This window comes from Myroides sp. LJL116 (genome assembly GCF_054871685.1).
In genome coordinates this window covers 15137-37271 of record NZ_JBTXLR010000016.1, presented here as the reverse complement: position 1 = coordinate 37271, position 22135 = coordinate 15137, and the positions used below count along the sequence as shown (strand labels likewise).

At 31.3% G+C, this 22135-nt stretch carries 24 protein-coding genes; 10 read left to right on the top strand and 14 right to left on the bottom strand.

The annotated features are described in order from the left end of the window. Positions 1-431 precede the first annotated feature (431 nt). Positions 432-671, bottom strand: coding sequence for a hypothetical protein (locus tag ACYSNM_RS11320; protein WP_461757013.1), 240 nt, complete (start codon positions 669-671; stop codon positions 432-434). A 188-nt stretch (positions 672-859) separates the two neighbouring features. Further along, a complete protein-coding gene (locus ACYSNM_RS11315; RefSeq protein ID WP_461757012.1) occupies positions 860-1555 on the bottom strand; it encodes a DKNYY domain-containing protein in 696 nt (231 codons plus the stop codon). A 463-nt stretch (positions 1556-2018) separates the two neighbouring features. Here ACYSNM_RS11315 and ACYSNM_RS11310 point away from each other — a divergent pair, with 463 nt between their 5' ends. From ACYSNM_RS11310 to ACYSNM_RS11300, 3 genes are all read left to right on the top strand, one after another. After that, entirely contained in the window at positions 2019-2687 is a 669-nt protein-coding gene (locus ACYSNM_RS11310; protein WP_461757011.1) for a hypothetical protein, read from the top strand. A 142-nt stretch (positions 2688-2829) separates the two neighbouring features. Beyond that, the gene (locus tag ACYSNM_RS11305; protein ID WP_461757010.1) at positions 2830-3393 is read left to right on the top strand and encodes a hypothetical protein; all 564 of its coding nucleotides are present in this window, start codon (positions 2830-2832) and stop codon (positions 3391-3393) included. Positions 3394-3585: 192 nt separating this feature from the next. Beyond that, positions 3586-4206 (top strand): hypothetical protein, encoded by a 621-nt coding sequence (locus ACYSNM_RS11300; protein WP_461757009.1) that lies wholly within the window; start codon positions 3586-3588, stop codon positions 4204-4206. A 508-nt stretch (positions 4207-4714) separates the two neighbouring features. Here ACYSNM_RS11300 and ACYSNM_RS11295 read toward each other — a convergent pair. Both ACYSNM_RS11295 and ACYSNM_RS11290 read right to left on the bottom strand, forming a co-directional pair. Beyond that, the gene (locus tag ACYSNM_RS11295; RefSeq protein ID WP_461757008.1) at positions 4715-5965 is read right to left on the bottom strand and encodes a type II toxin-antitoxin system HipA family toxin; all 1251 of its coding nucleotides are present in this window, start codon (positions 5963-5965) and stop codon (positions 4715-4717) included. A gap of 1 nt (position 5966) precedes the next feature. Next, positions 5967-6248, bottom strand: a complete 282-nt coding sequence (locus tag ACYSNM_RS11290; protein ID WP_461757007.1) for a helix-turn-helix domain-containing protein — start codon at positions 6246-6248, stop codon at positions 5967-5969. A 346-nt stretch (positions 6249-6594) separates the two neighbouring features. Between ACYSNM_RS11290 and ACYSNM_RS11285 the strand changes: the two genes are divergently transcribed. Continuing rightward, complete coding sequence (locus tag ACYSNM_RS11285) at positions 6595-6798, top strand: helix-turn-helix domain-containing protein (RefSeq protein ID WP_461757006.1); 204 nt, start codon at positions 6595-6597, stop codon at positions 6796-6798. Between the two features lie 233 nt (positions 6799-7031). Here the strand turns inward: ACYSNM_RS11285 and ACYSNM_RS11280 are convergent, their stop codons facing one another. From ACYSNM_RS11280 to ACYSNM_RS11250, 7 genes are all read right to left on the bottom strand, one after another. Further along, entirely contained in the window at positions 7032-7613 is a 582-nt protein-coding gene (locus ACYSNM_RS11280; RefSeq protein ID WP_461757005.1) for a hypothetical protein, read from the bottom strand. Between the two features lie 223 nt (positions 7614-7836). Then, a complete protein-coding gene (locus ACYSNM_RS11275; protein ID WP_461757004.1) occupies positions 7837-7971 on the bottom strand; it encodes a hypothetical protein in 135 nt (44 codons plus the stop codon). Positions 7972-8107: 136 nt separating this feature from the next. Beyond that, positions 8108-8551 (bottom strand): carboxymuconolactone decarboxylase family protein, encoded by a 444-nt coding sequence (locus ACYSNM_RS11270; RefSeq protein WP_461757003.1) that lies wholly within the window; start codon positions 8549-8551, stop codon positions 8108-8110. Positions 8552-8625: 74 nt separating this feature from the next. Continuing rightward, complete coding sequence (locus ACYSNM_RS11265) at positions 8626-9198, bottom strand: Crp/Fnr family transcriptional regulator (protein WP_461757002.1); 573 nt, start codon at positions 9196-9198, stop codon at positions 8626-8628. A 305-nt stretch (positions 9199-9503) separates the two neighbouring features. Next, entirely contained in the window at positions 9504-9890 is a 387-nt protein-coding gene (locus ACYSNM_RS11260; protein WP_461757001.1) for a hypothetical protein, read from the bottom strand. Positions 9891-10066: 176 nt separating this feature from the next. Continuing rightward, a complete protein-coding gene (locus ACYSNM_RS11255) occupies positions 10067-10510 on the bottom strand; it encodes a plastocyanin/azurin family copper-binding protein (RefSeq protein ID WP_461757000.1) in 444 nt (147 codons plus the stop codon). Positions 10511-10575: 65 nt separating this feature from the next. Then, positions 10576-11157 (bottom strand): DUF4142 domain-containing protein, encoded by a 582-nt coding sequence (locus ACYSNM_RS11250; RefSeq protein ID WP_461756999.1) that lies wholly within the window; start codon positions 11155-11157, stop codon positions 10576-10578. Between the two features lie 774 nt (positions 11158-11931). On the opposite strand from ACYSNM_RS11250, the gene ACYSNM_RS11245 reads away from it, so the two are divergent. The 3 genes from ACYSNM_RS11245 (at position 11932) to ACYSNM_RS11235 (ending at position 14621) form a co-directional block, all read left to right on the top strand. Further along, positions 11932-12519, top strand: a complete 588-nt coding sequence (locus tag ACYSNM_RS11245) for a zeta toxin family protein (RefSeq protein ID WP_461756998.1) — start codon at positions 11932-11934, stop codon at positions 12517-12519. Beyond that, the gene (locus tag ACYSNM_RS11240) at positions 12503-12649 is read left to right on the top strand and encodes a hypothetical protein (RefSeq protein WP_461754223.1); all 147 of its coding nucleotides are present in this window, start codon (positions 12503-12505) and stop codon (positions 12647-12649) included. The genes ACYSNM_RS11245 and ACYSNM_RS11240 overlap by 17 nt, the downstream gene beginning before the upstream one ends. Before the next feature lie 1198 nt (positions 12650-13847). Further along, positions 13848-14621: a lysophospholipid acyltransferase family protein gene (locus ACYSNM_RS11235; protein ID WP_461756997.1), complete on the top strand. Its 774-nt coding sequence runs from the start codon at positions 13848-13850 to the stop codon at positions 14619-14621. 67 nt (positions 14622-14688) lie between these two features. Here the strand turns inward: ACYSNM_RS11235 and ACYSNM_RS11230 are convergent, their stop codons facing one another. Together ACYSNM_RS11230 and ACYSNM_RS11225 are read right to left on the bottom strand one after the other, a co-directional pair. Further along, positions 14689-16179: a S41 family peptidase gene (locus tag ACYSNM_RS11230; protein ID WP_461756996.1), complete on the bottom strand. Its 1491-nt coding sequence runs from the start codon at positions 16177-16179 to the stop codon at positions 14689-14691. A 102-nt stretch (positions 16180-16281) separates the two neighbouring features. Further along, complete coding sequence (locus ACYSNM_RS11225) at positions 16282-17058, bottom strand: AraC family transcriptional regulator (RefSeq protein ID WP_461756995.1); 777 nt, start codon at positions 17056-17058, stop codon at positions 16282-16284. A 172-nt stretch (positions 17059-17230) separates the two neighbouring features. Here ACYSNM_RS11225 and ACYSNM_RS11220 point away from each other — a divergent pair, with 172 nt between their 5' ends. Beyond that, the gene (locus tag ACYSNM_RS11220; RefSeq protein WP_461756994.1) at positions 17231-17362 is read left to right on the top strand and encodes a Fic family protein; all 132 of its coding nucleotides are present in this window, start codon (positions 17231-17233) and stop codon (positions 17360-17362) included. Positions 17363-17530: 168 nt separating this feature from the next. On the opposite strand, the gene ACYSNM_RS11215 is transcribed toward ACYSNM_RS11220, so the two are convergent. Further along, entirely contained in the window at positions 17531-18778 is a 1248-nt protein-coding gene (locus ACYSNM_RS11215; protein WP_461756993.1) for an erythromycin esterase family protein, read from the bottom strand. A gap of 563 nt (positions 18779-19341) precedes the next feature. Here ACYSNM_RS11215 and ACYSNM_RS11210 point away from each other — a divergent pair. Together ACYSNM_RS11210 and ACYSNM_RS11205 are read left to right on the top strand one after the other, a co-directional pair. Next, the gene (locus ACYSNM_RS11210; RefSeq protein ID WP_461756992.1) at positions 19342-20487 is read left to right on the top strand and encodes a hypothetical protein; all 1146 of its coding nucleotides are present in this window, start codon (positions 19342-19344) and stop codon (positions 20485-20487) included. 383 nt (positions 20488-20870) lie between these two features. Further along, entirely contained in the window at positions 20871-21974 is a 1104-nt protein-coding gene (locus ACYSNM_RS11205; protein ID WP_461756991.1) for a hypothetical protein, read from the top strand. Positions 21975-22135: the final 161 nt, after the last annotated feature.

Sequence of the window (22135 nt, the reverse complement as noted above, 5' to 3'; positions counted from 1 at the left end):
TTTTGCTTTTAGAGTTTAAAACAAATCTTACCATCTTTTCTTTTTAATAGTTTCAATTTAGAGACCTAAGTGAAATTCAAAGCTTCCAATTAGATACCTCCCTTTAAATCCCTTGAGGGATTTTATGGAAGGTAAATTATTGGTTGTTTTTTAGCCTTTACTTTTCGGCTTAATAACCTGCAGAATAGTGAGGGCAGTAAAAGAGGCTAGTAGTATAATAGATACAAATATGCTATCGTTTTTTAAGATGTATTTTACAATAATAGAAATAAAAAACAGGATGGATAGTATTCTTTGAATTCTTTTTTTCATAACAAAAAGGCTAGCAAAAGTTAAGGGTGTAAGGTTTTAGCTTTTAAAAATATATGTACTTAGAAAGATAATGGCTTTACTACAATAAACAAAGAAGGTTCTAAATAAATGAAGGTTTTCTAAATAACTAAGAGAGCTTCTAAGATTACTTGGTAATGGTATACTTGTAGTTTAGGATTTTCGATACTATCTGTTAGAGTACCTATTATATCTTTTTCTATACTGAATTTTGAATAATCTATTTTTCTTGCTCTTTTAAGTTCTTTGGAAAACCATAAGGCAACAGCATTTAAATAAGGATTATCAAATTCCCCAGCTACTTTGTACTTTGTCTTTAAGTGGACGTGGCCATGGATCACATGGATGCATACTGTCTTTAGAGAATTGAACTTTACTATATTTTAGATCATCTATTTTAGGTGAGTTATCGATATTATTTCATCTGTTTTTATTCTATTTATTAACAGCATTTGTAAGGCTAATTATCTTTAAGCCTAGTATGTTTTGGGGTAACGAGGCTATCTACAGGGCTAAGTTCACATAAAGTTTATCTATAATGATAACCATTTTTATCTTGAATATAATTCTTTCTAAACACAGGCTTTGCTGTCTTGGCGTCAATTCCCTCTACGATTATGGACTTGGTAGAGTGGGGGTTGTGATAGAGATCATATAGCTTTGAAAGATCATAAACATGGTACTTATCTTTCCAGTAGTCATTTTTAATTTGCTCAAAAGAAGCGTAATCTTCTACGGGGATTCTATATTGGTAGCGGTAAAAATTGTTTTTATCTTTGGCTACCTTCTCACTTATAACCTTAAAGGTATTTACATCAGCACCTTGGATAACTTGATCATCATTATAAACTTGTTTATGGTCTTTTGCATAATACTGTTGCTTAGGTAGTAAGGTAAAGGTTTCTACATCAGCTGTCTCTATAATATTCCCATCTCGATAGATTACATGATCCTTATCTTTTGCGTAGTCTTGTGATAAGGCTTGAAATGTTTTTGGATCTACATTGGAGATTTTTTCTCCTCTAAAAAATACCGAATAGTCATCTTTGGCGTAATAATCATTGAAAATTTGCAAGGTTTTTGCATCGGCCTCTATTTGCCTTTTAATTTGACCGCTACTTTCGTTCCACTTCATATAATACACAGTATCTCCTTGTTTCTTATAACCTTTTGAACAACCCATAAAAAGGAAAAGCGCCAGGGCGAGAATTAATACGTATATCATCTTATTTTGTAAGTTTATTAGATGTGAAATTCTAAGTAGCATAGGAAAAAAAGGTTTAATGACTTAGGCTAAATAAAGTATAATCAAGGTGAAAAATGGATTTTAGACTCCAAGAAATACGTATTTATTTAGTATATAAATCTAAGAAAAAAATAGATGTCATTGCTCTTTTTTGATGTAAACAAATTCTTTAGTGTTCGTTTACTTTTAAATAAAGGGCTTGTAGGTAGGACAATGGTAAGCTAATGACTTTTTTTTAAATTTTACAAACCTCAGATAATGACTATCTATCTTTTAAAAGATGCAGTAAAAATTAAGCGATGCAGCTAGTGATTATTCTGTATTAGATATATATTGACCTATAGATGTTAGGGTAATCACAGATAGTACAAATACTATAAAATTACATTTTTTAATAACATAGAAAATGTATCTTTAGGTAAAGTAACTTTGTGAGTTAAACATGGACAGAAAACAAATAATAAATACCATTGCTACTACTTTAGAGTCTAGGTTTCAATCACTTGGTTTCAATTGGAAACCTTCTAATAGGTTTGTAAAAAAGCACAATCAAAGTTTATACTTATATGAAATGGATGTTGTAAAGTCAGCAAATGGCTATTCATTACATCTAAAACTATATTTACAAAACAAGGAGATAGCAAGTGGAGTCAATCACATTTTAAAAAAAGTATTAAGTGATCCAAGTATAAAGTATCCAGTTAATTTTACTCCAAAAGTAATACAGGATATAGTTAAAGGTAGGATTTCTAATCATACTATCTACGGATTAACCGATTGGAGATGCTTTAAAGCAGAACAACAGACTTTAGAGGATTTTAATTCTTCCTTTTCTATTTGGTTTTCTACTTTTGAGAAGTTAGGTGATAAAAAGAATTGGGATGTAGAACTTTTAAAGAGTGTAGATTATGCCCAAAAGTGGTTTGAGATAGTGGATAAAGACAATTTCTTGATAGATAATACAGATTATGTATCCCTTTTTTTATTGAAAAAAAAGGAAGATATGGAGCATTTACAAATCAAATATAACTCCATATTACATAGGAAAAAATCACAAAATCAAGATACAACTGAGCTGGAATTGTTTTATAGATATCTACTGGAAGATTAACAAAAAGAAGGAAAGATTAATTCTTGGTTGGGACTAAAAGGTGACAAGAAATCATGGCATCTTTTAATGCTAGGGGTAATGTACATAAAGCACTTGATACTTTGTTATGGTATAATGTGTAAAGCAATTAAAGTTATTTATTATGATAAATATAAAAGAGGCATCTCCAGAGTACCTAGATGGTAAATTAAAGCATATACAAATAGATAAAGTGGATTATTTCACTAGCAATAAACAGTGGTTTGAATCTCTTGGATACAAGGGGAAATTGGTAGTTGGTAAGATAGATAAGTTTAAAATATTACATAGTGGCGTTTTCGATTTAAAGGACGGAGGTATATTTACACAAGAGGATGAGCCGCTACTTATCGTAGGGGTTTATGGTAAAGACCAAAAGCAATGTGTTATTTTTGATCAGCGTATACATGGGTTTACTTCTTTTGAACAGGATATTGAATATTCTAAATTGCCGAACTTAAAAGAGTATAACTATAACAATTACCACGGTGAATATGAAGTTTTTATCTATGGTAATTCTAGTGTTGATTTTGAAGGCGAATTTTCTAAAAACGAAGAAGGCTTAATTCAGATAAAGGATAGTATTTTTGAATTAGAGTATTTAAAAGCTAATGCTTTTGACTTTATAGGTATCTTGCTTGTTAATAAGAAGCAGGAAATACAACTACTTGAACTGGAATTAGTTTAGTGATTTGGCTATTTAGTTTATTACCTGACAGTATTGGACTGAATCTGTTTACAAATACTAAAGAGCAGTATTAAGGAAAAACACATGATACAGTCGAAAATGTTAGAAAAGCAAGAAAAGTATCCGTTCGATATCTTCTCAAGTTTCAAAAGAGTGTAGATAAGTAAAAAGTTAAGAAATAATAGTAAAAAAATGAGTGAGCCCCTAGCTACAGTAATGCATGTATTAGAACCAGAACTTTTAAAGGTTGGCTTTGTGAAAAAAGGAAAAGCAAGGTTTGTAAAAAGCAATAAAGAGGATTTTGGTAGAGAAGAGTATATAGTGCTAAATCAGCGTAAACACACTGGGAATAAAAATGCTTTTTATATTTCCTGTATGTGCGGAATTCTCTACAAAGGGGTTAGGAAGATAGATACTCAAATTGTAAAAGATCATATCAATACCTATCCAATTATAGCAGGTAGTATTAGCCAGTTTTCAAAAGAAAACAAATTCTTTAGTATTGAGATTAACCAAGAATCTAGTTTAGAGCAGATAAGTAAAGAAATATTACAAGAGATTCAGGCTGGAGCAATTAATTTATTTCAAATAGCTCCTACTTTACATAAGCTCTATCAGCAGATACAAGATAGGCATCCTTTTTTTAAGCAATATGATTTTACCGCTATTTATTGTGAAAGGACCATGATTACTCTAGCATCCATCATTTATTGTTTAAATGGAAAGCAAAAGACTCTTGATTGGTTAACTGCTAATTTGAAAGATACAGAATCTAAAGCGAAGTTACTTAAGCAGTTTAGCTCATTAGGATGAGTTTTGTGCAATTAGTTTTATACTTTTTGTATAGGGGGCTTCTTCGATTATATGAATAGTATTGAAATAATAGATAACAGAGTAAGAGTATAAACAATACGTTTTGCGAATATAAAGTCCTTATCGGGTATAAAAATAATGTATTTGTATAAAACTATACCCGAAAGGGTATTTTTAGGGTATTTTACATAAACCTAATCCAACTAGTTTAACTTTGCTCTTATCTGAGCCTATTTATAATTGAAGTGTACTATTTCTTTTTTAGATGGATTATTTGGTGTAGGGAAGCCATAGTCGAAATGGATTGGAAGTTAAATACTGAGGATTGTTTCCAATTATTAATCAATTCACTTATAGTTGCTATTGGAGCTGTTAGGGTATATCTCATGAAGGGAAAAATGCCATGAATAACGCTTATTTTGTCATAGGGCTTGCTCTAATTGTGAATTGTTATATTTCATCTACAAGTTTCAGGTTAAGTACTTTGAATTTTAATGGAATGTAAGTTTTAATAATTAAAAGCACTAGCCATTAATTCTTGCTCGGACCGTGGTATTCCCATTTGTTTAGCAACAACTTGCCAACCTTTTACAACCATTGTTACTTCTTCCATAATCTGATCCATTTCTTTATTTGTTAGGCGAAAATACACTCCCACACTTTTAGCTAAATCCATATCCAAATCATTATTATCTATATCAATATTAATCGCCAAACCATCTTTCTCTATAGATGGATTTAAATCATAAGCAGGTGATAAAGTCCAACCTTCACTTGTGAGTAAAAAACCGTGATTTCGTAAATGATCGTCAGTATTTGAAATGGCTATATTAAAAATTATTCTACGCCATAATTGTGCTAAATTCTCATTAATATTGGTTCCATGAGTCTGAATAAAATCCACTAAATCTAAGTAACTGGCAGGTCGACTTTTTATGGTTTCTTCATTATTCCCTGTCATGGTCATAGCAGAAGCGAAATGAATTCTATCTTTTCCTATCCGATCAAATCTCTTGGTAAAAAAGGTATGATGATGTCCATTTATCTTTTCTATTTTACATTCCGACATTGTAATGCCTGCTTTTAAAGCTAAGTGATATGCTAAATATTCCCATGCAGCCTTATCAATCATATCATTTTTTGAGGGAAACTTTGCAATCCAAGGATGTTGTTGTTCATCTAAAATATTTGCTTTAGGACGAGCTCCACCTAAAGAAGAACCTGGTGCTATTAATAGTTGTAACCATTTGGTCATAGCTGTACTATCGGAATCATTTTCATAATGGATTACTGCTTGTTGTAGTTCTCTGACAGTTGACCATGGAGGAGTAGTTTTTTGGGTATCATTATCTAAAAATGGGCCATTAGGATCTAGTTTAAATCGTAGTGCACCCATACGAGTATGATCATATACACCCAATAGAAAGTCAATATCGTATAACGTTTTTGCTTTTTCTCCATTTAGTTTAGCTAATTGTGCTTCTCGTCTTTTCATAAGCGTCCTCCCCCAAGTATCGGGCATACTATCCCAAAAAACACCAAAGTTTTCTTTTCCAACTGCAAATTGCGGACCCGTGAATAATTGTAAATCAGGATCTAATTGAGAATGATGTCCAGATTGCAACCATAATTTGTCATACGTAAAACAGAATGCTTTACGACCTTTTGCCTGATGTGCAGATAGAATTCCCATTAACAAAGGTGCATTTAAACCTTGCCAATCTGCATATACGAATATATCTGTTTTTTGTACTTTCATTTTACAATAATTCTAAATCTTGTAATTTACGCCCAAGGGTATCATCAGCCGCTAACTTTAAGAAATCTTCTTGCAATCCTAAAACACGCAATACATTAAAGTATGCTCCCATTGCTACACTTGGTTCTCCCTTTTCAATTAAATTTAACGTAGAACGAGAAATATCTGCTCGTTCTGCTATTTGTACAGTTGTTAATTTACGCCTTTTACGAGCTAGTTTAATTTGCTCCCCCACTTGAGTTAATACACCTTTGTATCGTGGTAAAATAATTTGCTTTCTCATATATTGACCGTTATTTCATACAAAAGTACATAAAAAGATTGAATTAACGTACATATTGTTTTTAGAACACAGATAAAGATTTGTTCTAATTTTATTTGTTTTTTTTATATTTCCACTGTGTGGAGTTTGAATTTACTTTTGATTTAAGTTTCTTTTGGAATTGGGGAGGTTGCCCTTTTTTATTAGTGGTAATTTTAAGCTTTGCTTAGATCAAAGTTTCATTTTTCTGTGACACAAGCTAGTTAAAAAGTTTATGTAGAATAAAAAAACAGGTTTATATAAAAGTATACCCGATAGGTTGTTGCTCGATTTGTTTTCGAATATTTATACCTTAAATGGTATAGATATGGATGCAATACGACTATTTGTAAAGCAAAAACGAAAAGAATTTAAACTTAGCCAACAAGATCTTGCTTTAAATGCTGGTGTAGGATTGCGTTTTGTACGTGATTTAGAGCAATGTAAAAAGAGTCTTCGTTTAGATAAAGTAAATGATGTATTAGCTTTATTTCGAAAAGGAGTTGGTGTAGTAGATAAAACTAGAGAATAATGGCAAGAAGAACTAGTATAGATTTTCAAGAGTAATTATACGGGCATCTTTTTGACACAGATAAGGCATGCTAATTTTAGTAGGATAAGGAGCATACACCAAACTTTTATGCAATTAGTCTTGTTTTGCTCTTATTTGAGTATACCTATCATAGTAATGTGTTTTTTCTATTGTGGATGGTTTAATAAGAGTTAGAATAGTTCTAAACCTTGCTTGTATATCACAAACCAAACTTATTTTTTATAAGCCTTTATCTGGTTATACATCTGAATAATTGCTGACATCAATTTCTGAGAGGTTTGAAGCTGGAAAACCGCTATGTCTATGTTCTCCTGCATTTTAATGGAAGCCTTTTGTGTTTTTGGGCTGTCTTCTGTATGCTTATTAAATAGGTCTAATTCCTTTTTTAGAGTAAGAAAGTCCTTTACAATTGTTTTAGGGTTCTTAATTTTCAATTCTTCTAAAGTGGTTAGAAGCTCGAATAGTAGGTGATAGGGGATTTTGTTTTTCTCAGCTAGTTCTAAGAAAAAACTATCTCCTAATAATTTTGTTATTTCAATATCTAAAAAGGACATATTATTGTAGGTGAGTCCTATATTAGAATTTTTAATAGCTAAGATTTGTGTGTCAATATCACAAAGAGCATCATTCAAGCATGGAATAATAGTATTGTCGAAAATACTATAAAAAGAACTTTCTTTTCGAAGTAATTCCTTCTTTTTATTGGACCATGATTTTAGGTTATTGGTAAGTATAGTAAAGATGGATCCTGTGGCTCCAGCTAGTAAACTTATAAAAGTATCAAATTCAAACATATCTTTTCTTTAAAGAAGGTAAACACTCTATAGGACAAGGTAAAAGAACTAAAGCTTTAAAGACCTTATGCCTTTGGTCTAACTCTATTACTAAAGTCTTTTTGTACTCTACCAACGATAGACTAATAAAAATAACACTTGTTTTATATTCTTACAAATTATATAGAAAAAAGAGAGTTTTTTAGCTTTGACTAAAATAGATTTTTAAAAACGTTTCTTCTCTTCAAATAGAGTGAATTGTTTTAATTTGATTCTGTTTCCTTAAAATAGGATTGGTTTTAATTAAGTACTTAGCATTAATCTCTCCAATCTTTTCTGCAATGGAAGTAATATACTTTAATATTTGGGGGTATTTCATATGATGGCTTCATTGATAGTATCATTTGATACTATCATAAATTTATGAGAATAATTTTTAATTCAGATGGTATTGCGCAAAGTATTCTGTTATAGGTGGTTTGCGTTTGGAACTTAACCATTTTAAGCAAGAGTATTTACTCTTGCTCTATTTGCATATGGGAACTCACTGCAATTCTATTCCACATATTAATGATGGTAATGGCCATAATAATTTGGGCGATGGTATTATCCTCGAAATGTTGTTTAGCTTTTTGATAGGTAACTTCCCTAAGACCTTGCTCACTAATTAAGGTGATTTCTTCTGTCATTTCAAGCAATACTTTTTCTTGGTCTGTAAATAAGTTAGTTTCTCTCCAAGCACTTAGAACAAATATCCTCTGTGTTGTTTCTCCATATTTTAAAGCGTCTTTTGTATGCATGTTGATACAATAAGCGCAACCATTTATCTGAGATGCTCGTATTTTGATTAACTCTTTTTGAATTTCACTTAGAGCGGTCTGTTTTAAATAATTTTCTAAGGCATACATGGCTTTGTATGCACTGCTTTCTAGTTGGGCGATGTTTATTCTTTGCTGCATAATTTTATTGTTTTATTAAGTAATAATCTATAGGCAAAGGTCTAAAATCGGAATCCTAAAAAACTTGAACTGGTTCAAGAAAAACGCTTTTTTCTAATTTTACTTAAGTACTCCGAGCTAAGGCCAAGAAAGGAAGCTAATAAATACTGTGGTACTCTTTGTGTAAATTTGGGATAGTTTGTTTGAAAGTGCTCATAGAGCTCTTCCCTAGAAAAACTATAGAGCAATTTGATTCTATTTTGTGTAGCGCTATATGCCTGTTGGAAAACAAGATGAAAATACCTTTCCAATTCAGGAAGTTCTGCTAAAAGGAGTTCTTGGTTTTCAAAGGATAGTACTAAGACTTTTGTGTTTTCTACTGCTTGTATACTATATTGGGAATCGCTTTTTGTAGTAAAAGCAGAAAAGTCTGTTGCCCACCAGTTTTCTAATGCAAAATCTACCGTTTGTAGGTTGCCATTTTCTTTTGTAAAACATATCTGCACTAGTCCTTCACAGATGAAAAACTTCTCTTTGCAACTGCTATTTTCTCTAAGGAGCAATTCTTTTTTTTTATAGGTTCTCTCTTCGAAGAATTCACTGATTCGCGCAAGTTTTTCATCACTAAGATTCAGGTATCTCTGTAAATGAGCAGTAAGATTATCCATGGCGTAGAATTGTTTTGGAATATAAAAATAGCAAAATAAAAGGAGTTTTATCAGAAGCTATCTTCTAGGTAACTTGTTCTGTAATAAAAATACCCTAAGTTAGACAAGAAAGTATTTGAAAAATAATCACTTATAGAGTTCTACATAGCAGCAAGAGGTATTGCTTTAAATAGATAGATTTAGTTGTAGAGTCTAATAGTAAAAAAAGAAAAGAGCTATACCCCGTGCTGTATAGCTCTTTTACTACGTGCAATATTGAAAAAAATCCGACTCTGTTTTATGAGGGTTAGACCTCTAAAGCGGTTTTAATCGAGTTTAGCTTGAACAACATTTTGAAATGTTGGAAAATTCTCGGTTATAGATCCCGCTCCTTTTTTATTAATCTTAAAGGTAAGATCTTTTTCGGTAGTAAACAAAATTATTTGTAAAAAAGGTGTTCTTAAATGCTTAGTAACCACCTCTATAGCTTCCTCTAGGCTATACTCTGTTTCTATATCTTCTATTTCCTTAGGCGCATAGTGTAATTTTAAAAGAACTTTAAAGTCATTTGGAGCGTAAATTGGTCGAACAAAGATATTTTTCAATTCAGGCTTTCCAATTGTTTTTGCCATTGTTAATTTAGCAAAAGTTTCGTTTTCAATACTTTGCTTTAGTTCTTCTAAGAAGACATCGTATTCTTGTAGATAGCTCATAGGCATATGCTATAATTTTAGATAAAAATTAATATAGGTCAAAAGTACTATTTTTAATGTAGAACTTCCTTATAAAAGCATTTCTAAAAGCTGGAAGATCCAAAAAATTACTTCATAAGTACCTAATTGCAATCCATACTATAAAGTTGTCTGCTAGAGGCTATCATGATACTCTGTTATTCGACAATTATCTTTCCTAACATGGTTGGGTGTAGATTACATTTATAATCAAAGCTTTGGTCTACTTCCAACTGCCAAGATTGACGTGGTTTAAATACTCCGGAGTGTGGTAGCTTTGTATTAAAGGGAGTAATATCATGTTCTACAATGTCTTTATTGATCCATGTAACAGTTTGTCCCTTTTTGACTTTTAACTGAGCGGGTTCAAATTTCATTTGTTTAATAATTACAACTGCTTCTTGTGTGGTACTTTGGCTAGTAGAGGTACCACTTGTTGTTGCATTGGCCTGAGGTGAGCGTATTCTTTGCTGAGTAGTGGAGTGTTCTTGGTTTCTAGAGGTGTAATTTGGCTTTTTATTTGGTAAAGGTGCCTTATGTTCACTTTGACAAGAATATGCCCCTACTACTAAAAAAAGTAGTATATATACTATCGTTTTCATTTTAAGAGTAGATTATATCATACTAAAAAATGAGCTTGTAGTAGTTTTTTTTTAGTACGATAGAGTTATTTTATTTGACCTTGTATTTGTTTGGCCATTTCTAAGTGGTGTTGAAAATTGGGAACTACTTGTATAAGAAGCTCTTTTAATTGAGTGTTTTGTGTATTAGGTATTAATGTATTCTCAAGAGTACTTATCACAAAGGTGTGATAATCGATTTCATTTTCGATATAGGCTTTGTCAAAGTTATCCGAAGACTCCAAAACTTGTAGCTCCTTTTTTGCCTTTTCTAATAAAGAAAGTGTAGTTGGATTTTCTTGTGGAGTAAGACTTAATTCACTAGCTAAGTCAACTGCTGCTTGAATTACGGATTGATGGTCGTTCTTCATAGTCTGTGCAAATTTTTCCACTTGGGGATTCTTTGTTTTCTTTAAAGCTAAATCCGCATAATTTATATCTACTTGGTTTGCAGTTATTGCTATGGATGCTATTTGAGCGTCAGAGAGCTGTGGGGTTACCTCCTTGTTTACCGTGGTTTGCTCCACTATAACTTCAGAAGTGGTAGTTTTTTTCTGACACCCTATAATTAACCCCAAGGATAAACCTAGTAGTACTACTAAGTTTAAAATTTTATTAATAGGTTTCATAATATAAGGTTTTTAAGTATCTGTTTATGTGGTAGTTAATTGTAAATTTACGAACAAAAGCGTAGGTTTTCAAGTGATTAACAAGTTTTTAATGCCCTTGTCTGAGTTAAACTTTCCTAGCAGTACCCTGTGTTAAAAGGCTTTTAGTGTTAAATTTTGGAGTTTGTAGTAGCGTTAAGAGTACAATGTATTTAGTTTAAATTCTAAGAATTGAGACTATAGTGTATGAAACAATATCAAGTGAAGTATATACTTAAAAGTAAAGTATATAGTGATAGGGTAAAATAGGATTAGTTGTAGTTGAGTATCTATATGACTAAAAAGGTCTTGGTTTCTCGTTTAATACAATAAGCTTTTTTTAATCTGCGATAAATAGGACATAGAATGGTTTAAGACAAAGAAATTATTGTAGAAGGCATGATATTACACTTCCTATTTTTATCTTTTGGAGGATGAAAACCTATAAATATAGAGGATATCTATGGATATTCTATTTATACTTTTCCAATAGTAAGGTTATCTGCCTTGTGTTAATTAGTTTGGCTAAATGTAGCTACTCTTGATATAAATATCTACAGCTTTGCTAGAGTATCTATTTTTATTTTAAAAAACACATAAAAGTATTGAAATTTATAAACAGCTAGAAACTTGATTGTTATATGTTTTTCAAAAATAATTTTCAAAAATAGTTTTTTCAATATAATTAAATGAAATAAATTTCTTACTTACAAAAGAATTGTGATCTTAATCAATAATTAGTTTAACTTTGTACTAATGGAAGAGAAAAATTTATATATTATTGCAGGTTGTAATGGTGCTGGGAAAACGACAGCCTCATTTACAATTCTTCCTGAAATTTTGAATTGTAAAGAATTCGTCAACGCGGATGAAATTGCAAAAGGATTATCTCCTTTTCAACCCGAGAAAGTAGCATTCGAAGCAGGAAGAATAATGTTGAGTAGAATTGAAGATTTATTCAAAAATGAAGAAAGTTTTGCATTTGAAACTACATTAGCGACGAAGTCTTATCAAAATAAAATCACTAATGCAAAGAGATTTGGGTATCAAACTACGTTACTTTTTTTTTGGTTAAAGAATGTTGAACTAGCCAAAGAACGTGTAAAAGGCAGAGTTCGCGAAGGCGGTCACAATATTCCTGAAGAGGTAATCGAGAGAAGATACATAAATGGAATAATAAACTTATTTGATATTTATTTAAAGATAGTAGATCAAATCTTGATATTTGATAACTCCCAAGGACATCCAATTTTTATAGCTGAAAAAAATTTTGGAGAAGAAATTATTATTCATGATACAGAAAGGTATAATAAATTAAAACAATATTATGACACAAGAAGCTAAGAATATAAGAAAAATTAAAATTTTAGAAGGTCTTGATCTAGCATATAAAAAAATGATTAAGTTTAAAAGAGAAACTAACGGTGAAATTATTATCCTTCAAGATAATAAAATTGTAAAAGTAAAACCATAAATAAAGTAAATGCTAATATCTTCCAACTGAAGATCTTTATAATGTGTTCTTCAAAGACTAGGCTACATAGTAATGTTTTTCTACATAAGGTGTTGGCAATGTGTTTATTAGGTTGTTTTAGCCTATTTTATATTTGTTGGTTTAGGTAAAATGATCTAGGTGGCTTTGTATCTTTAAAGCGCTGGAGAGAAATTTATTTTTAGATGAATTGCAGATTTAGTGTTCCTGAATTTATTAACAGGGATACAAGTAAGCTTATTGAGTTTTATAATTATAGTATAAGTGTCATGTGTTTTTATTGTTCACTGATTAGATGATTTGGAAGGTTGTTAAGCTATCCCTAAATAGTTTTAATACCTTATAGAAGTGTGAATTCTATAGCTACTTTTTTACTGATTTACTAAGTTGGAAATAGCAGAATAGAATAGTTTTTTTGCCTCTAATTGTAACGGCCTTTATTTTGTTTGTCGTCTTATCTTTTATAATATTATGGAATTTTTGTGCAGAACTCAAATAAGTAGTGAGTTCTTTAATCTAGTATTTTTTAAAATACCTAGGATGCTATTGTTTAGGGGATATAAAGCTTTATGCTTTTCTTGATCTTATATCTTACAGATAAATAAGCGAATCAAAGTCTTTAATATTATTATATATAGATTGTTCTAAATTTCGGATCAAAATAAGAGACATTTTTACACTCTGAAGTAATTGAAGTCTAAAGTAAGTATCTAAACACACCACAATATGTAGGTATTTGATTAGAAATAAAACACATTGATTACGAGGGATTTATAGTAGTTAATGATGGAGGAACTTAGGAAATTAGTTTTCTAATTGTTGGCAAACGTTAAATTACTCGCAAAGTATTGGGTCTAAGTAATAAAGTTAACAGTAGAATGCTATTTTTGTCTCTCTTAATACTTGTTGATTTAGTATAAAAGGAAAGTTTAAGTGGTTGAGTTCTTAGTGTGTAAATGATTGCATGTTAAGGATTTACTTAATACGTCTTTTTAAGAGACATTTTATTCTAGGTCATTTAAGGTACATTTGGTAGAAAACGCCAGATGAAGTTTAGCTGTAAAAATAGGTATAGATTTATCTATTGCATTTATTAGTTAAGGGGGTAGTTCTAATTAAGATGACTACCTGATAAGAAGTAGATAATCTACCTCTTTGCTCATTAAATACCATCTATAAAATGCAATTTATTTATTCTAGTTTTGGCTTTGTATTAGCAAACATATTACGTTACCGTTGTAGCGTATCTCTTCAAAATATTACCAGGTCTTTTCCTTTGGCTTCTTACGAGCAAATAACTACTTATCAAAAAGATTTCTATGGTTATTTAGGTAGAATGCTCTTTGAGGGTTTACGAATTACAAGACCTACTCTTCATGTAGAGAGTGACTCTTTAAAATTATTAGAGCAGATTCAGAAAGAAAACAAACATATTGTTCTTATTATGGGACATTATGGTAACTGGGAGATCTTATCGGAGTTGCCTCTAAGTGTTGACATGAAGGTACAAGCTCTTTATAAACCAATAAAGAATAAGTTTTGGAATCGCTTAATGAAATCTATTAGAGAAAGACACGGAGTGGAGCTTATTGCTTCAAATAATGCTCTTCGTACTTTAATCAAACAAAAAGATACTCCTGCTATAACTTTTTTTATCGCCGACCAGTTTCCAGGAGGTAGCAAGGGGCTTGTGGTGGATTTTTTAAGTCAACCAACACAAGTTCTAATGGGAGCCGAACATATTTCAAAGGTATTAGACGCCCATGTTTTATATGCTGAGGTATGTCCAAAAGATAGTCGTAGCTGGGAATTAAGAGTAGAAACTATTTGTAGTTCAGCCAAACAAACCGAATCGGGATTTATTTCCACTTCCTTCTTTTCAAAACTAGAAAAAAGTATACAAAAATTACCACATATCTGGCTTTGGACTCATAAAAGATGGAAAAAAAGATAAGATTTAACTTGGCTTTTCCATCTTTTAAAGCTTTTCTAGTCCAACTTGTTTTATGAGTGTTAGTGGACTAATTGCCTTTTTGAATTCGTTTATTTTCAATAAGCTCAAGGGTGTAGTCTAATGTAGTGTCTTTGTGCGATAGGAAATCCTCTAAAGTAGAGTGAATTTCAATATCTGGCATTATACCTCTATCTTTTATTTGGATGCTTCTTGGAAGTACGTCATGAGTAATATTATCCACGCTAAAGCTTGTAATTATTTTAGAATGTGGAAGTTTATAATCTAAAGAGGTATGTCCATTTTGTCCATAATAACCTCCCATGGATTCTTCTCCAATGGTAATTGTTGTTGGTTCAGAGCTAAGCATAGCTGCAAATAAACTTGCTGCTGAGGCAACAGCTGGCGAGATAAGTAAATATATATCCCCTTGGAATGCATCTTGAGATGGTTCCCAGATTTGCATTTCATTCTGGTCTTCTCCTATATGGTATTGGTTTTCAGTATTATGAGGAAATCTTTTTTGGAAGAGTTTATTGTATTTTCTAATACCAAGTGGTCGTAATATTTTTGGGGTAGATACATCTAAATGGGCGATATAGGGAATCTTATAAAAGCTAATCCAGGCTGAGGTACTTTCTTGAAAGTTTCTTTTACTTAAAAAACTATACGTAAGTAAATCATTTGGATCAGTACCTCCATTATTATGTCGGATATCCACAATAAGGTTCTCTATGCCTTTGTTTTTTAAGTCTTTAAAATTTTGTTCTAAGAATTCTTTATAGTCTAAGTGGCTTTGGGTATGCTCATTGCCTAAAGAAAAACTGTAAATACTTAGTACTGCAGTTTTAGTATCTATATAGTCTAATCTGTATTTTTCACTATCCAGTAAATCTTTGTAGTAGATGCTATCTAAAGCAAGAGAATGTCTGTTGTCAAAGTTGGAGTAATATTGATTATAACTAGTAGACTCTATTGATTTATGGACTAAAATATCATCGTTTGGCAGGGTATAAGTTACTAAAAAGGATTCTTTAGGTCCATATTCGAAGCGGTAGAATTTTGCAAAGTGTGTTCTTAGGCCAATTTGTTTTCCTGTTGTATTATCTCCATCTGTAGTATAGTATTTATAGAGTTCTTTAACTATACTTTCTATTGGCACATTATCAATGGCTATAATACTCGATCCAAGGGGGATACTTGTGTTAGACAAGTTGACTCTCCATGCGTTGTCTATAAAAATTAAAGGTAGCGCAAAGTAGCCGCTTTGTTCTTTTTTTAGATCATTTAGGTGCTTATCACTCAAAGAAGTATCGTTGTGCAAGCTTCCTTCAAAATCCGTAAGCTGACAAATAATGGTATAGAAGTCTAAATAGGTGGTACTTTGGTTAATTTGGCTCTCTGCCCAAGAGTAGATGCTATCGATTTGCCTTGGTGTTCTGTATTTATATAAGCCAGAATTTGCTTGTATTCTAATTTGCTTAAATAGCTCCAAGTCTTTGCGCATTTTCTTTTTTGAAAACTTATCTTCTAAGTGTTGGCTATAACTATTAAATGACATGCTTAAAAAGCCTAGTATAAAAATGTGAAGCAGTAGTCTCATTGTATATTTTTTATAAATATACTTAAAACACAAAAGAAGTAACTTGTATAAAATTGACTATTAATCTTCTAAGTGAACTTGTTTTAAATAAGCTCTAGGGCTAAGACCAATGAAGTTTTTAAAAGATTTAGAGAAATGAGCCATGTCGGTAAAATTATAATCATGAACTAATTCCTCTATAGGAGTGTTTTTAAAAAGCATCTCTTTACAGGCGTAGATTTTCTTCATGTGCATATAATGCATTGGGGTTAAGCCTGTTTGTGTTTTGAAGTCTCTCACAAGACTATATTTATTAATAGCCGCTACACTAGCTAAACTATCTAGGGTCAATCTATCTTGTAGATGATTATCTATATATTCTACTAATGTGTGGTTTTGTTTTAATATACTAGCTGTAATTTCCTGGCATGCTCCTTTGCTTGCAAAGGGTAAGATTGCGTTAATAAATTGCTTTAATACCGTATGCACAAGATTATTTTGCTGAGTTTGTAAATGGTAGATTAGTTGATGAAATAAACTATTTACTAGGGGGGAAGTAATTATTCGCTGTTTAAAATAAATCTCTTTGTAACCACTTAAATAACTCATCAAGTCTTTGGATAGGTAAATAGTATCGAAACTTACTTTATTATCTTTATCTACTAAGGGATTAGCATGTACTTCAAAAGGATTGGTAATAGATATACTTGCACTTTGACAAAATGTAGTATGATCAGTAAACTGGATTTGCTCTAATCCATTGTGTATATATGAAATACAAAATGTCTCATGGAAGTGCATAGGAAAACTTGTATTTTGCCCTTTAATCCTTATAAAGTCAATATCATCTAAATGCATTGTTAGGTTGTAATGGTTTGATTATAAATATACTATATTAATTTTAAAGAATAAGGTTTTTAAGACACCCTCCAAGACACACCCCCCCCCAAGATACCCTCAAGACACCATGCAAGATAAAGATCTATTAAAAGTATTTAGATCAGTACATACTCGTGGCAAATTATAAGAAATGTTAGGCTTAGCAAATAGAGATTATTTGAGAAAAACATATTTACAACCAGCTATTGAAAAGGGATTAGTGGCTTTAACCATCCCAGATAAACCCACTAGTGGTAATCAGAAATATTATCTAACAGAATAGGGATTATCTATGGTCAACGAGAGGATCGAGTAGTGGTTGATTATGTTTCTCTAACGGATTTTTGCTTTCATTGATATTGAATTACTAGTCAAAGCTTGTTTAGAGTTTTGACTAGTAATTTTCTATATAGAGCATTAGTAGTGGGTTGCTTTATAAATATAAAGAGATCTATTTCCAATTTATATGTTCTGCAGCAGTTGTGTTTTTAATAAATATAATACCATCAAAATAATCCGAAAGTAAGATGTTTTTAAAGGTATAGTACTTTTCTTGGATCTCTGGGCTTACAACATTATAACCAACCATGGATAATTTGTTTTTTTGTGTAAAAATATCTCCTGTTTTATCTTGATCTAAGTTTATAAAGAAAGCTTCTGGGTGATTATGGCTAAAAATGCTATTCCATGAATCACTAGTTAAAGCAGGTAATGGGTAACTCTTATAAGTGTTGTCACGAGTGTCTATTTGATCTTCCATCAAACTAACTGTTCCATTTGCAACAAGGCTACCTAAGGCGTAATAATCGGTTTTTAATCGCTCTTTAAGGTACATTCCTATTGGATCAACTACTAAGGGCTTTAAAGCTATATGGCCATCATGTGCCCATAAGATAGCCTTAGAGTTTGGTTCATTTTGTAATATATCCATTACCATATTTGCCATGATGGCATCTCTAGTTACACTTGGATCCTGTCTTGACATAGCTTCAATCATAGAGAAGCCATATTTTAGATGCTCAATAGCAACTCTTTGATTAGCATTGAGTGCTACTGGATTTGCTTTTACTATACTATCTAGAGTTGTAATAGTCTTATATCCTTTTAATCCATTGTTTAAAAAAGCATTAAAATCCATTTGGTACCCTTGGTCATTGGATTTGCTCCACATAAAATCTTGTGTCTGTGTTGTTTCAGATAATGTGTTTAGTAGGTCTGGATAACTATTTTGCAAAGGACTATTTTGTAAGATATAAATGGAATTATCAAAGAAGTTAATATCAACCCCCATTAGCTCTACTTTAGTGGAGGCCTTTTTATTATGTTGCCTTACCCAAGTTAGAAGCTCTTCTACTTCTTTATTTTGCCATAAACTAAGTAGATAACTTCTCATAGCCTCTTGTATGTCCATATCTGAATTAACCGCTTGGTTTAAGCGGTACATATCTCCATAGGAAGTTTCGAAGATAATTTTATCAAATCCCTTATCTACTAATTGTTTAATGAGTTGAAATCGAACTTGATTTAACTCTTTAGTTCCATGGGTTGCTTCTCCTAATGCGACTACTTTTTTATCTTTTATAAGCTCCACAATAGGTTGTAAGGATTTAGGTTTATTTAAATTTATAGCTTCTTGTGCCTTTGCTGTTCCTACAAACAATAAGAGGGTCAAAATGTTTAAAATAAATGGTTTTTTCATTAATTATAAAAAGTTTAGGTTGAAACTTAGGTATATGCTATACTTTTGAATTTTTGTCAAAAAAATTTCACTTTTGTATCAGAAAATTTAAGGGCTGTTTTGATGATATAAAGAGTTGATAACGATCAGTGAATAGCTAGCTTAATACTATTTAATGTGCTTTATTTTATAACTATTTGATAATTAAAGCTATACTTCGTTAGTAGTAAAAGCGATTCTATACGTTCTGTAGATTCCATAACTTTAGTGACATTATCTGATGTACTACAAGTTGTTGTGAAAATACTAGAAATCATAGAAGTAAATAAAATAATGTACTTAAATTGTCTTACTTATGTAAAATGTTTTTTGCCAAAATTAACATAATTAAATAATGATAAAAGTATTTAGTGTTTTATTTTTTCTTAATACGAGGTAGTTGAATTATTAAACTAGTTTTTTTATTATATATTTTATTTGTGTAAGTGGTATGCAAAATATTTTAGAAGTAAAGTATGTTTATTTGGGTATTTATTCGGTGATAATTTGCAGAACTACTACCTTAGTGCTAATTAATTGTAACAATGAGAAGAACAATTTTATTTTTAGGTTTAATCTTTTTCTTTCTAACTTCATGTAATGAAAATAAGACAAAGAATATATCTCATGGCAAGGACATACAAGTTGGTAGAGAGGTTGAACTAATAGATACAGTCGGTGAACTTGAGAAGCAAGATAACCTAGAGCAGGTAGAAGATCTAAATGATTACGACGTAACTTCAGATTATGAAGCAGACTTTGAATTATTTACCCTTACAGATTTAAGAGATTTTTTGGATAAGCCATTTGGGTTTGTTTCCCTTTCGGATATTTATTCTTTAAGTTCCCATAGTGACTCTTTAGCCGTACCTATTTTAAACATAGCTGAGATAGCAAATAGAGATAGCTTGCAACATATCTTATTAGAGGGTAAATACAGAGATGCATTTTTCAGTGGAACAAAGATTTCACCAAAGGACAGTTTGTTTATCTATGATTACAGCAACAACGTGCATCTAGCTTTTGCGTTGAATCAGCTAGAGGTTGTAGCCATTTTAGATACAAATCCCATGCTAGATGTAGATCAGTCTTTATTTAGTCAGTATGATTATAGTATAGGATTTCAAATAGATTCGGAGTCTTTGCAGCAAATAGGACAAGACTATAGGACTAGTTTTGTTAGTTTTGGCTCACAGAGTCCATTTGAAAAAGGGAAGATGCAAGCTATTGAGTGGAAAAAAATGGAACTAAAAGATTTTCCAAGTCAAAAAAGTCGTTTAAAAGAATTACATGATTTAGATGTGCTTAATAGTGGATTAATATGTGAAGCCTATGGTTTTGCTACAAAGGATTATCAAATCTACCTAATGGATTACTTTATGCCAGAGGATATCTTCCATATTGAATATAGACTTATGTTGATTGTAGATACTAAAACAGGTAAACTAATCAGGGAAGAGCTCTTAAGTGATACATGGTCTAAGTATTTTGCAACAATAAATGTTCCCCCAGACCAGGATTATGAGCTAGACCCCATTGTACAATACACCGGTAAATTATTAAAAAATAGACCAGAGGTTTTATTTGGACTTTCTTGGCCTTCCTTTGGATGTGATAAGATTGATTATATACCTCTGATTAATACCTATATTGCCATAAAATGTGATTATAGGCAACCTGCACTTTATTAAGGTTTTTATTAGAATCCAGTTAAGTGTATATATAAGTCTTGGTAGTAGCTTACTACTAGTGAAGCTCTAGATCAAGGGGCCTTATATATCAGAATGTGTAAAGTTGTTTGTTCAGTAACTTGGCTTGTAGTATTTTATGTAGAATAATTTACGGTGAAAACACAATAAAATGTAGTACAATCTCTCGTTCCAAGGAAATAGTGTTTATTTAATTGGGTATCAAAGTGAATATAAAAGTAAGTAGGACTATTTTTTTTCTATTATTTAAGTATTTTAGCGCAAATTTAACAAGAGGTCTAAAGTGTGCTATATAGGATTGTTATTGGGTGTTTATTCGGTGATAATTTGTAGTACTACTACCTAAGGGCTAATTAATTGCTATAATGAGAAGAACAATTTTATTTTTAGGTTTAATCCTTTTCTTTCTAACTTCATGTAAAGAAGATAAGGCAAAGAATGTATCTCTTGATCAAGAGACGCAAGTTGAAAGTGAAGTAGAACTTGTAGGTACTTTAGATGGACTGCAGCAGGAGCAAGAAATAGATCATTCCGATGTAATTGGAGAGTATACAGCCGATTTTGAATTATTTACTCTTACTGATTTAGAAGGATATTTAAATAGGAAAGTTGGATTTGTTTCCTTTTCGGATATTTATCCTTTAAGTGAACATCCAGATTCTTTAGCTGTGCCTATTTTAAAAAAGACTAATACAGATAGTCTACAACATATCGTATTAGATGCAAAATATAGAGAAAGATTTTTTAATACAACAAAGATCTCACCAAAGGATAGTTTATTTATCTATGATTATCATAATGACACCCACCTTTCTTTTCCAATAGAAAAACTTGATGTGGTTGCTATCCTTAGTCCGTATTCTGAGATAGGGGAAGATCAGAATGATCAATACGATTATATGATAGGATTTCAAATAGATAACGAGTCTTTAAATCTCTTAGGGGAAGACTATGCTACTACTTTTGTTAGTTTTGGTTCTCAGAGTCCTTTTGAAAGAGGTAAGATGAAAGCTATTATTTGGCAAGAGATTGATCAGAAAGATTTTCCAAGTCAAATAGGCCATTTACAAGAACTAGAACAACTAGATCTACTTGATAGTAGAATGGTATCTCAGGCTTATAGTTTTACTACAAAGGATATTAAGTTCTACCTTATGGATTATTTTCTACCACAGAGTTCTTACGATATACAGCATAGACACTTGGTACTTATAGATTCTAAAACAGGCAAACTTATTAGAAAGGAATTAATGGATGTATCTGAATCCAAAAGCATCGCACCTGTTACAACCAATGCAAGTGAGCAAAAAGAGGATTGGGGATCACAACTTCAATATACTGGAGTATTATTAAAAAATAAACCAGAGGTGTTATTCGGTTTTTATTGGGTTTCCTTCGGATGTGAAGCAGTAGATTATATACCTTCAATTTATAACTATATTGCGGTAAACTGTGATAATAGACATTAATTTAGGTTTCTGTGAACAAGTAAGGAAATAGGTTTACAGTCAAAGTGTTTAATTGATCTGAAATTAAAGCAATAGAGTGTTTTATCTATCCAAACTTTTAATAGAAAAAATAAGGGAATTTTATCTTTTAAGTTGTGTTATATTGCTTTTTATAGTAATAA

What these genes read in the sequence shown, in the direction of transcription:
- ACYSNM_RS11235 (WP_461756997.1), top strand. Translation starts at nt 13,848, where the DNA reads ATGCAATTTATTTATTCTAGTTTTGGCTTTGTATTAGCAAACATATTA.
- ACYSNM_RS11250 (WP_461756999.1), bottom strand. Translation starts at nt 11,157, where the DNA reads ATGAAACCTATTAATAAAATTTTAAACTTAGTAGTACTACTAGGTTTA.
- ACYSNM_RS11305 (WP_461757010.1), top strand. Translation starts at nt 2,830, where the DNA reads ATGATAAATATAAAAGAGGCATCTCCAGAGTACCTAGATGGTAAATTA.
- ACYSNM_RS11315 (WP_461757012.1), bottom strand. Translation starts at nt 1,555, where the DNA reads ATGATATACGTATTAATTCTCGCCCTGGCGCTTTTCCTTTTTATGGGT.
- ACYSNM_RS11265 (WP_461757002.1), bottom strand. Translation starts at nt 9,198, where the DNA reads ATGGATAATCTTACTGCTCATTTACAGAGATACCTGAATCTTAGTGAT.
- ACYSNM_RS11300 (WP_461757009.1), top strand. Translation starts at nt 3,586, where the DNA reads ATGAGTGAGCCCCTAGCTACAGTAATGCATGTATTAGAACCAGAACTT.
- ACYSNM_RS11255 (WP_461757000.1), bottom strand. Translation starts at nt 10,510, where the DNA reads ATGAAAACGATAGTATATATACTACTTTTTTTAGTAGTAGGGGCATAT.
- ACYSNM_RS11230 (WP_461756996.1), bottom strand. Translation starts at nt 16,179, where the DNA reads ATGTCATTTAATAGTTATAGCCAACACTTAGAAGATAAGTTTTCAAAA.
- ACYSNM_RS11220 (WP_461756994.1), top strand. Translation starts at nt 17,231, where the DNA reads ATGTTAGGCTTAGCAAATAGAGATTATTTGAGAAAAACATATTTACAA.
- ACYSNM_RS11285 (WP_461757006.1), top strand. Translation starts at nt 6,595, where the DNA reads ATGGATGCAATACGACTATTTGTAAAGCAAAAACGAAAAGAATTTAAA.
- ACYSNM_RS11310 (WP_461757011.1), top strand. Translation starts at nt 2,019, where the DNA reads ATGGACAGAAAACAAATAATAAATACCATTGCTACTACTTTAGAGTCT.
- ACYSNM_RS11260 (WP_461757001.1), bottom strand. Translation starts at nt 9,890, where the DNA reads ATGAGCTATCTACAAGAATACGATGTCTTCTTAGAAGAACTAAAGCAA.
- ACYSNM_RS11290 (WP_461757007.1), bottom strand. Translation starts at nt 6,248, where the DNA reads ATGAGAAAGCAAATTATTTTACCACGATACAAAGGTGTATTAACTCAA.
- ACYSNM_RS11205 (WP_461756991.1), top strand. Translation starts at nt 20,871, where the DNA reads ATGAGAAGAACAATTTTATTTTTAGGTTTAATCCTTTTCTTTCTAACT.
- ACYSNM_RS11275 (WP_461757004.1), bottom strand. Translation starts at nt 7,971, where the DNA reads ATGAAATACCCCCAAATATTAAAGTATATTACTTCCATTGCAGAAAAG.
- ACYSNM_RS11245 (WP_461756998.1), top strand. Translation starts at nt 11,932, where the DNA reads ATGGAAGAGAAAAATTTATATATTATTGCAGGTTGTAATGGTGCTGGG.
- ACYSNM_RS11215 (WP_461756993.1), bottom strand. Translation starts at nt 18,778, where the DNA reads ATGAAAAAACCATTTATTTTAAACATTTTGACCCTCTTATTGTTTGTA.
- ACYSNM_RS11240 (WP_461754223.1), top strand. Translation starts at nt 12,503, where the DNA reads ATGACACAAGAAGCTAAGAATATAAGAAAAATTAAAATTTTAGAAGGT.
- ACYSNM_RS11210 (WP_461756992.1), top strand. Translation starts at nt 19,342, where the DNA reads ATGAGAAGAACAATTTTATTTTTAGGTTTAATCTTTTTCTTTCTAACT.
- ACYSNM_RS11270 (WP_461757003.1), bottom strand. Translation starts at nt 8,551, where the DNA reads ATGCAGCAAAGAATAAACATCGCCCAACTAGAAAGCAGTGCATACAAA.
- ACYSNM_RS11295 (WP_461757008.1), bottom strand. Translation starts at nt 5,965, where the DNA reads ATGAAAGTACAAAAAACAGATATATTCGTATATGCAGATTGGCAAGGT.
- ACYSNM_RS11280 (WP_461757005.1), bottom strand. Translation starts at nt 7,613, where the DNA reads ATGTTTGAATTTGATACTTTTATAAGTTTACTAGCTGGAGCCACAGGA.
- ACYSNM_RS11225 (WP_461756995.1), bottom strand. Translation starts at nt 17,058, where the DNA reads ATGCATTTAGATGATATTGACTTTATAAGGATTAAAGGGCAAAATACA.